The following is a 14323-nucleotide window of genomic DNA, read 5'->3' as shown; positions in this document are numbered from 1 at the left end:
GCTGAAAGGGCTGAGTCCTGTGATGTACAGAACTCAGCCCTTAGCGGCCTAGCCCAAAACTGTCCAACTTTGCGGGGTCAGTTCAAATTCCGGGGCTTTTGTCTTTTTGCTTAGCTGATCCGCTTCGCCAGCTCCACCGCCTTGCCGATATACGAGCCGGGCGTCATCTCCAGCAGCAGCTTCTTCGCGTCGGCCGGAATCGCCAGCCCGCCGATGAACGTCTGCAGCGCCTCGCGCGTGATGCCCTTGCCGCGCGTCAGTTCCTTCAATTGCTCATACGGGTTCTCGATGCCGTAGCGGCGCATGACCGTCTGCACCGGTTCGGCGAGCACTTCCCACGTATTGTCGAGATCTTCGTTCAGACGCGCCGCGTTTACTTCGAGCTTGTCGAGGCCACGGATCAGCGCGTCGTAAGCGAGCAGCGAGTACCCGAAGGCGACGCCGATATTGCGCAGAACCGTCGAATCGGTGAGATCGCGCTGCCAGCGCGAGACCGGCAGCTTGTCAGCGAGATGGCGCAGCGTCGCGTTCGCGAGGCCGAGATTGCCTTCCGAGTTCTCGAAGTCGATCGGATTGACCTTGTGCGGCATCGTCGAGGAGCCGATTTCACCGGCCTTCGTCTTCTGTTTGAAATAGCCGAGCGAAATGTAGCCCCACACATCGCGATCGAGGTCGAGCAGGATCGTGTTCGCGCGCGCGACGGCGTCGAACAGTTCGGCCATGTAATCGTGCGGCTCGATCTGGATCGTGTACGGATTGAACGTGAGCTTCAGCCGATTTTCGACGACATCTTTCGAGAACGCTTCCCAGTCGAAGTCCGGATACGCCGACAGATGCGCGTTGAAGTTGCCGACCGCGCCGTTCATCTTGCCGAGCAGTTCGACCTTTTCGATACGCGTGATCGCGCGCGCAAGACGCGCCGCGACATTGGCGATTTCCTTGCCGAGCGTCGTCGGGCTGGCGGGCTGACCGTGCGTGCGCGAAAGCATGGGCTGCTCTGCGTGCATGTGCGCGAGCTTCACGAGACGTTCATGCACCGAGCGCAGCGCGGGCAAAATCACGCGTTCGCGCGCGCCGGCGAGCATCAGACCGTGCGATGTGTTGTTGATGTCTTCCGACGTGCACGCGAAGTGGATGAATTCGCTTGCGCGCTCCAGTTCCGGCTGGCCCTTGACCGACTCCTTGAGCCAGTATTCGACGGCCTTCACGTCGTGATTCGTCACGCGTTCGATGTCCTTGATGCGCGCCGCATCGTGCGCGGTGAAGCGCTCGGCGAGGCCTAGCAGGAACTGTTCGGAAGCGTCGGAGAAGCGCGGCACTTCGGCGAAACCCGCGCGCGACAACGCGATCAGCCAGTGAATCTCAACCGTCACGCGATGGCGCATGAACGCGGCTTCGGAAAGCCAGTCGCGCAGGGCTTCGGTCTTGGCGGCATAGCGGCCGTCGAGCGGCGAGAGCGCGGTGAGCGCAAAGAGGGTATCGGGACGGGTATCGGACATGATTGCTTGTCGCAATGGAAGGAAAAGACGCGAGAACCGCGCATTTTACCATCGGATGCGTCCCAATCTCCGAAGCTCACCCCGCCCGCAGTTCCTCGTCGAGTGCGCGGAGCTGCGCGGGCGTGCCGACGTTTTCCCATCGGCCTTCGTAGAGCTCGCCGCTCGCGCGCCCGGCCGCGATGGTTTCGCGATAGTACGGCGTGAGTGCGCGGCGCGTGCCGGGTGCGAGATCGTCGAACATGCGCGTGTCGTACAGACCGATGTTGCCGAACGTATAGCGCGGCTCGCCTTCCAGCGCGAGCGTGCCGTCGTTCAGCGCGAAGTCGCCCTTCGGATGGAACGGCGGATTCGGCACCATCACGAGATGCATGCCGGGCGAGGGCATCGAAGTGAGCGTCGAGGCGCGCTCGCGCAAGGTCGCGTAATCGAAGTCGCAAAAGACGTCGCCGCTTACCGCGATGAACACGCCATCGCCGATCAGATGACGCGCCCGTGCGATGCCGCCCGCCGTCTCCAGCGCTTCGGTCTCGGCCGAATAGCGCAGCTCGACGCCCCATTGAGAACCGTTGCCGAGCGCGCTTTCGATCTGATCGCCGAGCCACGCATGATTGATGACGATCGTTTCGACGCCCGCCGCCGCGAGACGCTCGATCTGCCACATGATCAAAGGCTTTCCGCCGACCGGCAGCAACGGCTTCGGACAGAGGTCGGTGAGCGGGCGCATGCGTTCGCCGCGTCCGGCGGCGAAGATCATCGCCGTTTTCAAAGCGTGCGTCATCGTGAATCAAAAGGTGTAGCCGACATCGACCGCGCGCCCTTCCAGCGAATCGAGCAGACGAGCGAACGGCCACAGCGGCGCGTAGCGTTCCGCGACCTTGCGCGCATAACCGATGAAGCGCGGCAGATCGGCGAGATAGCGCGGCTTGCCGTCGCGATAGTGAATCCGCGCGAAGAGGCCGAGCACCTTGATGTGGCGCTGCAGGCCCATCCATTCGAGCTGGCGATAGAACTCGCCGAAATCCTCATCGACGGGAAGTCCGGCCTTTTTTGCGCGCTCCCAGTAATACGCGACGCAATCGAGCTGAAACTCTTCTTCCCAGCTGATGAACGCGTCGCGCATGAGCGAGGCCATGTCGTACGTGATCGGGCCGTACACCGCGTCCTGAAAGTCCAGCACGCCCGGATTCGGCTCGCACACCATCAGATTGCGCGGCATGAAGTCACGCAGCATGAAAGTCTGCGGCTGCGCGAGCGCGCTTTGCACGAGCAGCGTGAACGTGGCGTCGAGCGTCTTGCGTTCGTCGGCGGCGACTTCACGGCCCAGATGGCGTCCGATGAACCACTCGGGCATCAGCTCCATCTCGCGGCGCAGGAACGCCTCGTCGAACGGCGGCAGCACGCCTTCGCGCGCGGTTTGCTGAAAGCGGATCAGCGTGTCGATCGCGGCGCGCATCATCGGCCGCGCGTTCTTTTCGTCGAGCACCGACATGTAAGTCGTCGTGCCGAGATCGGTGAGCAGCATGAAACCGGCGTCGAAATCCGTTTCCAAAACTTTCGGCACATGCACGTTCGCGGCCTCGAGAAGCCCGGCGACCTGCACGAATTCGCGGCATTTTTCCGGCGGCGGCGCATCGACGGCGATGAGCGTTTTGCCGAACGCCGCATCGCTCTCGAGCCTGAAATAGCGGCGAAAGCTGGCATCGGCGGAGGCGGGAGCGAGGCTCGCGACGTTCAGCCGGTAGGGTCCGGCGACGTTTTCGAGCCACGAGCGAAGCTGGTTCAGGCGGGCGTCGGAAGGAATGTGCGTCATAAATTCGAGGGGCCAAACATCTTGCCATATAATACCCCACGACTTTTTTAAGCGATCCGTTTCACGCCTGGCACCAGGCTCCCGACGACTGTGAGCGTCACCGTTCGATCGAGTGTCGTCCCCGCTTAGCAACGGACCGTCAAGTTCGTGACTGCGGAAAGGCGCGGCCGCCTGCCCGGCGGCATCGGGCGCGTGGGACGCGAACGGGATCGAACCGCCACCCATACATGCCGCCACGACAGTTTCCCGTATCGAAAATCAAAGGCGACGACAAGCCACGCAGGCGGCGGCTCGTCGCTGCGCTTCTATCCGTTCCAGGCTTGATGCCCGCTCTTGCCCACGCGCAGCTCGTGGGCGACGCCGCCTATCCGCAGCCGCTCGACGGCCCGGGCAGCCTGCGCCTCGCGCCGGAGCTCCAGGAACGCCCGCTGCAAAACGGCCAGCAGCCCTCGACCTTCCTCCTCAGTGACAAGGCGACGGGCACGACCGACGAAGACATGGCGGCGAAGGGCTCGGCGGAGATCCGGCGCACGGTCACGGTCATCAAGGGCGACGCGCTCCACTACGACCAGGACACCGACATGGCCGATGCTTTCGGCAATGTCAGGCTGATCAACAACGGCGTGTCGTTCGTCGGTCCCGAAGCGCATCTGAAGGTGGAAGCGAATGAAGGGTTCATGACGAACCCGAAGTACCGCTTCAATCTGACGGGCGGCTCGGGCAGCGCCGCGCGCGCCGACATGATCGACAACGAGCGGGCGCGCATCGACCACGGCACGTACACGGCCTGCCAGTGCGAGTCCGATCCGGCGTGGTACATCAAGGGCACGTCGTTCGATTTCGACACCGGCGCCGAAGAGGGCATCGCCCACAACGGCGTGCTGTTCTTCCAGGGCGTGCCGGTTTTCGGCAGCCCGTGGCTGTCGTTTCCGCTGACGGGCGACCGTCGCAGCGGCCTTCTGCCGCCGACCTTCACGCTCAGTTCGACGACCGGCTTCGAAGCGACGATCCCGTACTATTTCAATATCGCGCCCAATCGCGATCTGACCATCACGCCGCGCATCATGACGAAGCGCGGCGTACTGGGCGAGGCGACATATCGCTATCTGTCGCCCACGTATTCGGGCTCGCTCGACGTCAACTATCTGCCCGATGACCGCGTGACGCATTCGAACCGCTACGCGATCTTCTGGCAGCACCGTCAGAACTTCGGCAGCGGCTTCGGCGGTTACATCAATTACAACAAGGTTTCGGACGATCAATATCCGGAAGACCTGGGCAACGCGTCGAATCAGTTTCTGAACGGCACGCAACTGCTGTATCAGCAGGAAGCGGGGCTCACGTACAACAACGGCCCGTGGTCGGTGCTCGCGCGCGAACAGCGCTGGCAGACGCTGCAACCCTCGACGCCGCCGTACGCCCGCGAGCCGCAGGTCAACGTTCAGTACAACAAGTACAACGTCGGCGGCTTCGACTACGGCGCAGAACTGGACGCCACGCGCTTCACGATCACGACCGACGGCGCCACCGACGGCAACCGGCTGTACTTCAATCCGTACCTGAGCTACGGCGTCAATGCGCCCGGTTATTTCGTCACGCCGAAAGTGCAATGGCACTTCGCCTCGTACGATCTGAGCCATATCGCGACGACGCAGGTCGCGGGTTCGTCGCCGCCGGTCGCGGGGCAGCCGAAGAACTTCACCGAATCGATCCCGACGCTCAGCTTCGACACGGGCCTCGTGTTCGACCGCTCGGTGCGGCTTTTCGGGCAGGACTACATCCAGACGCTGGAGCCACGGCTCTACTACGTCTACACGCCGTATCACAATCAGGACTTCGCGCCGATTTTCGATACCGCCGAAGCCGACTTCGGTCTCGCTGAAATCTACACGCCGAACACGTTTGTCGGGAACGACCGGATCGCGGACGCAAATCGCCTGACGGCCGGCCTGACCACGCGCTTCATCAACCCGGCGACGGGCGACGAGCGTGCGCGTTTCGTCATCGCGCAGCAGTATTATTTCCAGAGCCAGCGCGTCACGATCTCGCCGGATCAGCCGCCGGGACAGGCAAAGCACTCCGACCTGATCGCCGGCGCGGCCATCAAGCTGGGTGCTGGTTTCGCTTCGGAAACTGCGTTCCAATATAATGTGGACAACAACCAGCTCGTGCGCTCGAGCATCGGCTTTGCGTTCAGTCCCGGCGCGCGCAAGGTGATCAACGTCGGCTATCGCTACACGCGTTCGAACCAGACAACGCTGGTGAACGAGCCGATCAACCAGATCCTGGTCTCGGGCGAATGGCCGCTCACGAACCGTCTCTATGCCGTCGGCCGCGTGAACTATGATCTCGCGAGCCATCGTCTCGTCGACGGGCTTCTGGGCTTCCAGTACGATGCCGACTGCTGGGCGTTCGGCTTCGGCATGCAGCGCTACGCCAACGGCGTGAACACGCTGGGCCAGCCGTCCTCGGGCACGCGCGTGCTCGCGCAGCTGACGTTCAAGGGCTTGTCGAACGTCGACAACGGGCTCGTCAGCGCGTTCCGCGCGAGCGTTCAGGGTTATCAGCCGCCGCCGGCAGCGGCGCCGCCGCTCTCCCGGTACAGCGATTACGAGTGAGGCCGGATCATCGGGCTCGCGGCGTCCACGGACGTGCAGCGAAAAGCGCGTCGGCGGCCGCGCAGGGCAGGACACACAAGCAGGACACGAACGGTGAAGTCCGTATTTGATGGAGTATCTGTGGCAAACGTGAATATGTTTCGATCGACGGCAATCGCAGCGGGCGTGCTGGTCGGCGCGCTGATCCTGAGTTCGCCGGCCGGTGCGCAGGCGTTGTCGAATCGCAATGTGCAGGTCGCGGATTCCGTCGTCGCGGTGGTGAACGACGGCGTCATCACACAGCGCGAACTGGAAGAGCGCACCGCCCTCATCGTCAAGCGTCTCCAGCAGCAAAACGCGCCGGTGCCGCCTGCGGATCAGATGCAGCGGCAAGTGCTCGATCAGATGGTGATCGAGCGCATTCAGCTTCAGAAGGCGAAGGAAGACGGCATTGTCATCGACGACGCCACCGTGAACCGCACGCTCGCGCGTCTCGCGCAGCAAAACCAGATGACGCTCGACGTCTACCGCTCGCGCATCGAGGCGCAGGGCGTGCCTTGGTCCACCTTCATGCGCGACGCGCGCACGGAGCTCACGCTCTCGAAGCTGCGCGAAAAGGAAGTGGATAGCAAGATCACCGTGTCCGACGGCGAAGTGGCGAACTACATCGCCAGCCAGCGCGGTCCGGGCGCGCGCAACGCGAGCGATCTGCGTTTGCAGCACATCATGTTCAAGCTGCCGTCGGACGCGCCGGAAAGCGAAGTCGCGAAGGTTCAGGCGCAGGCCGAAGCCGTGCTCAAGCAGGCGCAGGCCGGCGACGATTTCGCCAAGCTCGCAAAACAGAATTCGCAGGACACGGACGCCGGCAAGGGCGGCGATCTCGGTTTTCGCGCGCCCGGCTCGCTGCCGGCGGGCATCGTGACTGCAGTGTCGACGCTGCGTCCGGGCCAGGTCGTGCCGACGCTGCTGCGCACCGACGGCGGTTTCGAAATCATCAAGCTGGTGGATCGCCGCGCGAGCCAGGGCACCGCCGGCGATGCGCCGAAACTCGTGCAGACGCACGTGCGCCACATCCTGCTGCGCGTGTCGGACGGTATGTCGGAACAGGCCGCGCGCCAGCGGCTGCTCGACATCAAGCAGCAGGTCGCGAACGGCGGCGATTTCGCCAACTTCGCGCGCACGTATTCGCAGGACGGTTCGGCGTCGCAAGGCGGCGATCTTGGCTGGATCAGCCCGGGCGAGACCGTGCCGGAATTCGAGCGCGCGATGAACAACCTGCAGGACGGCGCGGTCAGCGATCCGGTGCGCAGCGAGTACGGCTATCACCTGATTCAGGTGCTCGCTCGCCGGGATGCGGAAGGATCGGCGTCGCAGCAACTCGACATCGCGCGTCAGGCGATCGGCCAGCGCAAGGCCGAGCAGGCGTATTCCGACTGGCTGCGCGAACTGCGCGACACCGCGTACGTGCAGTACAAGGGCGTCGCTGCCCAAGCGCAGTAACAGCATGAATGCCGATGCCCGACCGCTCGCCATCGCCATTACGACCGGCGAGCCGGCCGGCGTCGGCCCGGAACTGACGGCGGCGGCGCTACGCGAGGCGCGCGAGCGCTGGCCATCGGCGCGCTTCACGGTGCTCGGCGATCGCGATCTGCTCACGTCCCGCGCGGGCGGCGCATGGCCCGACTCGGCCGACATCGAACATCACGCGCTCGCCGTTCCCGCCGAAGCGGGCAAACTGAATGCGGCGAACGGGCGCTACGTGCTCGGTCTGCTCGATGCCGCCATCGACGGCGCGGTCTCCGGCCGGTTCGACGGCATCGTCACCGCGCCGCTGCAAAAGAGCACCATCAACGATGCCGGCGTGCCCTTCACGGGCCACACCGAATACCTCGCCGAGCGCACGCATACGCCGCGCGTCGTGATGATGCTCGCGGGTTCCAGCGAACGTCCGTTGCGCGTCGCGCTCGCGACCACGCATCTGCCGCTGAAGGACGTGTCGGCGGCGCTCAGCATCGACGGTCTCGTCGAAACGCTCACCATCATCGATCACGATCTGCGCGCGCATTTCGGCTTGCCCGCGCCGCGCATTCTCGTCACCGGGCTCAATCCGCACGCGGGCGAAAACGGCTATCTGGGCCGCGAGGAAATCGACGTCATCACGCCTGCGCTCGAACGCGCCCGTGCGCTCGGCATCGATGCGCCCGGTCCGTATCCCGCCGATACGCTGTTCCAGCCGCGCTATCTGAAAGACGCCGATTGCGTGCTCGCGATGTTCCACGACCAGGGCTTGCCGGTGCTGAAGTACGCGACCTTCGGCGAAGGCATCAACGTGACGCTCGGCTTGCCGATCATCCGCACGTCGGTGGATCACGGCACCGCGCTCGATCTCGCCGGCACGGGCCGCGCCGATCCGGGCAGCATGATCGCCGCCATCGATGCCGCCGTTACGATGGCGCGCCACAAGCGCAGCGCCTGAACTCGCGCGCATTCAATTCGAATCAGTATGTCGACCAAACACCAAGGCCATTTCGCGCGCAAGCGCTTCGGGCAAAACTTTCTCGTCGATCAGGGCGTGATCGATTCCATCGTCGATGTGATCGCGCCGAAGCGCGGCGAGCGCATGGTCGAAATCGGGCCGGGCCTCGCGGCGCTCACCGAGCCCCTGATCGAGCGGCTTGCCACGCCCGAGTCGCCGCTGCACGCCGTCGAACTGGATCGCGATCTGATCGGCCGTCTGGAAAAGCGTTTCGGCGACAGGCTCGTCGTGCATTCCGCCGATGCGCTCGACTTCGATTTCGCTTCGCTCGCGCTCGAAAGTGAGAAGCCGACGCTGCGCATCGTCGGCAATCTGCCGTACAACATTTCGAGTCCGCTGCTGTTCCATTTGACGACGTTCGCGCACAAGGTCATCGACCAGCATTTCATGCTGCAGGACGAAGTGGTCGAGCGCATGATCGCCGAACCCGCGAGCAAGGACTACGGGCGTCTTTCGGTGATGCTGCAATACCGCTACGTGATGGACAAGCTGATCGACGTGCCGCCCGAATCGTTCAATCCGCCGCCGAAGGTGAATTCCGCGATCGTGCGGATGATTCCGCTCGCGCCGCACGAGTTGCCCGAAGTCGACGAAACCGTGCTGAGCGACGTCGTCAAAGCCGCGTTCGCGCAGCGCCGCAAGGTATTGCGCAACAACCTGAGCGCGTACCGCGACGCGATCGATTTCGACGCGCTCGGCTTCGATCTCACGCGCCGCGCCGAGGAAGTGCCGGTCGCGGAATTCGTCGCGCTGGCACAAGCCGTTCAGCGCTCGAAGGGCTGAACGCGGCCCGCATCCGACAGCAGTTTCATCAGCCGTTCCAGCCGCACGCGCTGCTCGTGAAGCAGGCCACGCGTCGCGCTCACCTGCTGCACGCGAGTGCGCCAATAAGTCTGGCCGAACAGCGAATTCGCGCCTTCCGCCGACAGCACGCGTTCCAGATGCCCGATTGCGGCATCGACGTTTCCCGGCGTGTAAGGGCTCGTGATCGTGGCGTCTCGTTCGAGTGTTGCGTTCATCGTCTTGTCCTTGTTCGCGTTGAATCCGGACGAGTGATTCTGCGAGCGGGGCGGGACATATCGCGTCCCGAAGACGCATCGTCGATCGGGACACGATGTGTCTTGACCGGCTGCTATGATCGTCGGTCCCATTGAAAGGAGCGAGCGCCATGCGCTTCATACACGCGGCGGACATCCATCTCGACAGCCCGTTGCACGGCCTCTCCGCCTACGCGGACGCGCCCGCGGACATGCTGCGCAACGCCACGCGCGAGGCCTTCTCGAAGCTCGTGTCGGTGGCGGTCGACGAGCAAGTCGACTTCATGGTGATCGCCGGCGATCTCTACGACGGCACCTGGCGCGATCACAACACGGGCATCTTCTTTTGCCGTGAAATGGGGCGGCTGCGTCGCGCGGGCATTCCGGTGTACGTGCTCTTCGGCAATCACGACGCCGAAAGCGAAATGACGAGCCAGCTTCAGTTGCCCGACAACGTCCACACGTTCTCGACGCGAAAGCCGCAGACCTTTCTCATCGAGGATCTGAAGGTCGCGCTTCACGGCCACAGCTTCAAGGAAAAAGCGGTCACGACGAATCTCGTCACCGCGTATCCGGCGCCGGTCGCGGGATATTTCAATATCGGCGTGCTGCATACCGCGCTCGAAGGCGGATCGATGCACGCGAGCTACGCGCCGTGCTCCGTCGCCGAACTGCACGCGAAGGAATATCACTACTGGGCGCTCGGCCATGTGCACGATTACGCGATCTGGCAGGACGCGTCGACCATCGTGTTTCCGGGCAATCTGCAAGGACGCAATATCCGCGAGACGGGACGGCGCGGCGCGGTCATCGTCAATGTTTCGGACGCGGAAGAGGTGAGCGTCGAGCGGCTTTTCATCGACGTGCTGCGTTGGGAAGCCGTGACGGTCGACGCATCGCAGGCGGGTACGCTCGATGAAGTCGCGCTCGCGGTCGGACGTGCGCTCGAAGCGCTCGTCGAATCGTCCGCGGCGCCCGTGCCGCACGCCGTGCGCGTGACGATCGCCGGCGCGACCGCGGCGCACGGCGAACTCTTCGGGCTGGAAGCGCAACTGCGCGCGGAAGTCCTCGCGCAGATCGCCGCGATCAGCCACGACCGGCTCTGGCTCGAAAAAGTGAGGATCGCGACCGAGCCGCTCGCGCACAGCGAGCCCGCCACCGGCCGCACCGATGCGCTCGCCGATCTTCACGGTCTTCTCATCGAAGCGGAATCCGACCCGGAGTTTCTGAGCATGTTGAAGGAAAGGCTGATCGCACTGGCGTCGCAGGCGCCGAGCGAGTTGCAGAAGTCCGTGCCGGAGCTCGAGCGCGTGCGCAATGGCGAAATCGCTAAGCTCGTCGCCGAAGTGCGCTCGGGGCTGATCGCGCAATTATCGGACGCGGAGTAAGGCATGCGTATCGGCAAGCTCGAACTCATCCGCTACGGCAAATTCACCGATCACACGGTGGAGTTTCCGGCGGCGGAACACGATTTTCACTTTGTCGTCGGTCCGAACGAGGCGGGCAAATCCACCATCAAGAATGCGATTTCCGAGTTGCTCTTCGGCATGCCGCATAGCTCGCCGCTTGCGTTCGTGCATCCGCAAAGCGATCTGCGGCTCGGGGCGTCGATCGAAACGGGCGGCGACGCGTTCGCGTTCCATCGCACGAAGAGCCGCAAGTCGTCGCTTTGCACGCCGAACGGCGATGCGCTGCCCGCCGACGCGCTGGCGACGTTTCTGGGCGCATCCGATAAAGGCTTCTTCGAGCAGATGTACTGCCTGAATCACGAGGCGCTGCGGCGCGGCGGCGAAGCCATTCTCGATGCATCGAGCGATGTCGGGCAGGTGCTGTTTCAATCGGCGGCGGGCATCGCGAGTCTCGGCGACGTGCGCCAACGTCTCGCTGACGAGGCCGATCGACTGTGGGCGAAGCGCAAGTCGGGCGATCGCGCGTATTACATCGGCCTGAAGCAATACGACGAAGCCACCGCCGAGCTGAAGACGGCGAGCGTGAGAACGGCGCAGTGGCGTCGCGCGCACGGCGCCGTGGAAGAGGCGGAGGAGAAGCGTCGCGATGAAGACGCGCGCCGCACGGAGTTCGAAACGCAGCGCGCCAAGCTGGAGCGCGTGAGGCGCGTGGCGCCGTACTTGAACGTGTGGCGTGAGAAGGCCGCGGAATTGCGCGAACTGGGCGATGCCGTCGATCTGCCCGCGAACGCCGAGGCGACGCTGCAAAACGCGCTGAAGCGGCTCGCGGCGGCGCAAAGCGCGCTCGACGTCCACACAAGAGCCGCCGCGCAGTTGCAAGCCGATCTCGACGCGATCGTGATCGACGACGCGGTCCTCGCCGCGCAAGCGCGCATTCGCGCGCTCGACGCCACGCGACAGCGCTGTGCCGATCACGCGAACGAAATCGCGCGGCTCGAACAGGAAGTCGCGCTGCGGCTGCGCCAGATTGCGCAGGACGGCGCGCAGCTCGGCTGGCCGCTCGACGAAGCGGGCGTGCGCGGCGCGATGCCCGGCGCGCTCGCGCTTCAGACCGTCACGAGCCTGATGCTCGAACGCGGCGAACTCGAACTCGCCGCGCGCAATGCGGAGCAAGCCGCCGACGCATGCGCCGCGCAGATCGTCACGCTGCAAACGAAGCTCGCGGCGATCGCGAACGGCGATGTGTCGCCGGGTCTGCGCGCTGCATTGCGTGCCGCGCAGAAGTATCGCGATGCGAGCGCGACGCAGCAGCGCCTCGAAGATGCGAAGCGCGACGCGCAACAGTTGCTCGAAGCGGGCATGGCGTCGCTCGGGCGATGGTCGCGTCCGATCGGCGAACTCAAGTCGATGACGCTGCCGGCGGCGGAGCGCATCGCCGCATTGCGCGCGCAGCGGCAGGATCTGTCGTCGCGGCTGACGCTCGCGGCCGATCGCGCGAAGGAAGCGCAGGACGCGCTGCACGCCGTGCGATCGGAACTCGACAGTCTGGTCGAGACGCACGATGTCGTGACGGGCGATCAGGTTCGGGACGCGCGTACGTCGCGCGATGCAGCGTGGCGCGCGATCCGGTCCGGCGACGTCGCGCTCGATCGAGGCGCTTCCGGTTTCGAAACGGCGATGCACGCGGCGGATGGTCTCGCCGATCGTCAGTTGGGTTCCGTGAATCACGCGACGCAACTCGCGGCCTTGAAGCGGCGCGTCGCGAACGAAGAATCGACGCTCGCGCGACGCGAGCAAAGCGTGCGCGAAGCAGAATCGGCGCTGACATCGTTCGACGAATCGTGGCGCGCGCTCGCCGCGCAGTCGCAGATCGCGGACATGTCGCTCGACGATGCGCCGTCGTGGATCGCATCGCGTGACAAGGCGCTGGCCGCGTCGCAGACGCTCGATGCGCGCGCCGAAGAACTCGCGCGCGAAGCCGCCGATTCCCGCGCGCGCCGCGACGAACTCGCGCGGCATCTGGACGACGCGGACGCGCGCGCCGATCTCGACGCGCTCTGCGATCGGGCCGAGGCGAAGATCGCGGCCATCGACGAAGCCGCGGTCACGCGCCGCAACGTATCCGCGCAACTCGACGAAGCGCAAGCCGAGCGCATCGCGCGGCAAGGCGCGGCGAAAGCGGCGCGCGAAGCGTTCGAACGCTGGCAATGCGAGTGGTCGGCGGCGATCGCGAAAGCGGGACTCGCGAACGCAGCGGATTCGCAGGCGGCGGCGGAAGCGGCCATCGACATGGTGAAGAAGATCGGCGCGCAACTGACGCACATCGAAACCGTACGCAACGGCCAGATCGACGCGATGCGCGCGGCGCTAACAGCGCTCGACGCCGAGGCATCGCACCTTGCGCGCGAACTCGACGAATCGCTCGCGGCGCTCGGCGCGAACGCGACTGCGACGGCGTTGTCGGCGCGTCTCGATCTCGCTTGCGCCGCGCATGGCGAGCGTGAGCGTTTGAAGAAGGAGCACGCGTCGGCGGGCGAGCACGTGCGTCACGCTCACGCCGATGTCGAGGAAGCGAAGGCGACGCTGCGTCCGCTCTACGATCTGGCGGGTGTCGATACGCCGGACGTGCTTCAGGCACGCATCGCGCAATCGCAGAAGAAGCGCGAACTGGCCGCCGCCGTCGACGACGCGCGCGCCGCGCTCATCAAGGGCGGCGATGGCCTGACGCTCGACGAACTCATCGCGGAAGTGGAGGGCGCGGACATGTCGAACGTGCAGGCGGAGCTCTCGCGCATCGGCGCGGCGCTGTCGGAATCGGTGAGAATCGCGAGCGAAACGGCGACGGCACTCGACGCCGCGCGCCGCGAACTCAATGCCATTTCAGGCGAAGCGAACGCCGCGCGCGCCGAAGCGAAGCGCCAGGAAGCGCTCGCCACGATGTCCGATGCCGCCGAGCGCTTCGTCAAGGTCGAAACGGCGTCGACGCTGCTCAAGTGGGCGATCGACCGTTATCGCGAGCGCCGTCAGGGACCGATGCTGTCGCGCGCAAGCACGATTTTTTCGGCGCTCACGCTCGACACGTTCTCGCGGCTCGTCGTCGATTACGATCGTCAGCCGATGGCGCTGTCCGCGATTCGCGCGAGCGGCGAGCATGTGGATATCGCCGGCATGAGCGAGGGCACGCGCGATCAGCTGTATCTCGCGCTGCGGCTCGCGGCGCTGGAAGAGCATGGCGAGAAGGCGTCGGCGTTGCCGTTCGTCGCCGACGATCTCTTCATCAACTTCGACGATGGCCGCGCGCGCGCCGGCTTGCGCGTGCTCGCGCAGATCGCGAAACGCACGCAGGTGATCTTTCTGAGCCACCACGATCATCTCGTCGATATCGTGCGCGAGGTGTTCGGGCCGCAGGTGAACGTGCGTTATATGGGTTGATGC

At 64.8% G+C, this 14323-nt stretch carries 10 protein-coding genes; 6 read left to right on the top strand and 4 right to left on the bottom strand.

Annotated features, from left to right (window positions below; genetic code table 11):
- Positions 1 to 110: 110 nt before the first annotated feature.
- The 3 genes from purB to NCS67_RS10595 form a co-directional block, all read right to left on the bottom strand.
- Entirely contained in the window at positions 111 to 1499 is a 1389-nt protein-coding gene (gene purB / locus NCS67_RS10605; protein WP_239295128.1) for an adenylosuccinate lyase, read from the bottom strand.
- 76 nt (positions 1500 to 1575) lie between these two features.
- Positions 1576 to 2277 carry an N-acetylmuramate alpha-1-phosphate uridylyltransferase MurU gene (gene murU / locus NCS67_RS10600; RefSeq protein ID WP_250435162.1) on the bottom strand — a complete coding sequence of 234 codons (702 nt, stop codon included), beginning with the start codon at positions 2275 to 2277 and terminating at the stop codon, positions 1576 to 1578.
- 6 nt (positions 2278 to 2283) lie between these two features.
- Entirely contained in the window at positions 2284 to 3309 is a 1026-nt protein-coding gene (locus NCS67_RS10595; RefSeq protein ID WP_250435160.1) for an aminoglycoside phosphotransferase family protein, read from the bottom strand.
- 227 nt (positions 3310 to 3536) lie between these two features.
- Here NCS67_RS10595 and NCS67_RS10590 point away from each other — a divergent pair, with 227 nt between their 5' ends.
- The 4 genes from NCS67_RS10590 (at position 3537) to rsmA (ending at position 9225) form a co-directional block, all read left to right on the top strand.
- Positions 3537 to 5927 carry an LPS-assembly protein LptD gene (locus tag NCS67_RS10590; RefSeq protein WP_239295125.1) on the top strand — a complete coding sequence of 797 codons (2391 nt, stop codon included), beginning with the start codon at positions 3537 to 3539 and terminating at the stop codon, positions 5925 to 5927.
- A gap of 135 nt (positions 5928 to 6062) precedes the next feature.
- On the top strand, positions 6063 to 7406 hold the full coding sequence (locus NCS67_RS10585) for a peptidylprolyl isomerase (protein WP_008342825.1): 1344 nt from the start codon (positions 6063 to 6065) through the stop codon (positions 7404 to 7406).
- Between the two features lie 4 nt (positions 7407 to 7410).
- On the top strand, positions 7411 to 8382 hold the full coding sequence (pdxA, locus tag NCS67_RS10580) for a 4-hydroxythreonine-4-phosphate dehydrogenase PdxA (protein WP_250435158.1): 972 nt from the start codon (positions 7411 to 7413) through the stop codon (positions 8380 to 8382).
- A 27-nt stretch (positions 8383 to 8409) separates the two neighbouring features.
- Entirely contained in the window at positions 8410 to 9225 is an 816-nt protein-coding gene (rsmA, locus tag NCS67_RS10575; RefSeq protein ID WP_008342822.1) for a 16S rRNA (adenine(1518)-N(6)/adenine(1519)-N(6))-dimethyltransferase RsmA, read from the top strand.
- On the opposite strand, the gene NCS67_RS10570 is transcribed toward rsmA, so the two are convergent.
- Positions 9207 to 9461 (bottom strand): hypothetical protein, encoded by a 255-nt coding sequence (locus NCS67_RS10570; protein ID WP_175980481.1) that lies wholly within the window; start codon positions 9459 to 9461, stop codon positions 9207 to 9209. The genes rsmA and NCS67_RS10570 overlap by 19 nt on opposite strands.
- A 149-nt stretch (positions 9462 to 9610) precedes the next feature.
- Here NCS67_RS10570 and NCS67_RS10565 point away from each other — a divergent pair, with 149 nt between their 5' ends.
- A complete protein-coding gene (locus NCS67_RS10565) occupies positions 9611 to 10867 on the top strand; it encodes a metallophosphoesterase family protein (protein WP_034471513.1) in 1257 nt (418 codons plus the stop codon).
- Positions 10868 to 10870: 3 nt separating this feature from the next.
- Positions 10871 to 14320, top strand: coding sequence for an ATP-binding protein (locus NCS67_RS10560; protein ID WP_250435156.1), 3450 nt, complete (start codon positions 10871 to 10873; stop codon positions 14318 to 14320).
- The last annotated feature ends 3 nt before the right edge of the window (positions 14321 to 14323 follow it).

Origin of the sequence: Caballeronia sp. ATUFL_F2_KS9A (assembly GCF_023630765.1) — a bacterium.
Lineage (GTDB): Bacteria > Pseudomonadota > Gammaproteobacteria > Burkholderiales > Burkholderiaceae > Caballeronia > Caballeronia zhejiangensis.
This window is presented reverse-complemented; position numbering and strand designations above follow the sequence as displayed.

Excerpts from the sequence above, each read along its gene's own strand:
- purB (WP_239295128.1), bottom strand. The coding sequence starts at position 1,499 with ATGTCCGATACCCGTCCCGATACCCTCTTTGCGCTCACCGCGCTCTCG.
- NCS67_RS10560 (WP_250435156.1), top strand. The coding sequence starts at position 10,871 with ATGCGTATCGGCAAGCTCGAACTCATCCGCTACGGCAAATTCACCGAT.
- NCS67_RS10585 (WP_008342825.1), top strand. The coding sequence starts at position 6,063 with ATGTTTCGATCGACGGCAATCGCAGCGGGCGTGCTGGTCGGCGCGCTG.
- NCS67_RS10595 (WP_250435160.1), bottom strand. The coding sequence starts at position 3,309 with ATGACGCACATTCCTTCCGACGCCCGCCTGAACCAGCTTCGCTCGTGG.
- murU (WP_250435162.1), bottom strand. The coding sequence starts at position 2,277 with ATGACGCACGCTTTGAAAACGGCGATGATCTTCGCCGCCGGACGCGGC.
- pdxA (WP_250435158.1), top strand. The coding sequence starts at position 7,411 with ATGAATGCCGATGCCCGACCGCTCGCCATCGCCATTACGACCGGCGAG.
- NCS67_RS10590 (WP_239295125.1), top strand. The coding sequence starts at position 3,537 with ATGCCGCCACGACAGTTTCCCGTATCGAAAATCAAAGGCGACGACAAG.
- rsmA (WP_008342822.1), top strand. The coding sequence starts at position 8,410 with ATGTCGACCAAACACCAAGGCCATTTCGCGCGCAAGCGCTTCGGGCAA.
- NCS67_RS10570 (WP_175980481.1), bottom strand. The coding sequence starts at position 9,461 with ATGAACGCAACACTCGAACGAGACGCCACGATCACGAGCCCTTACACG.
- NCS67_RS10565 (WP_034471513.1), top strand. The coding sequence starts at position 9,611 with ATGCGCTTCATACACGCGGCGGACATCCATCTCGACAGCCCGTTGCAC.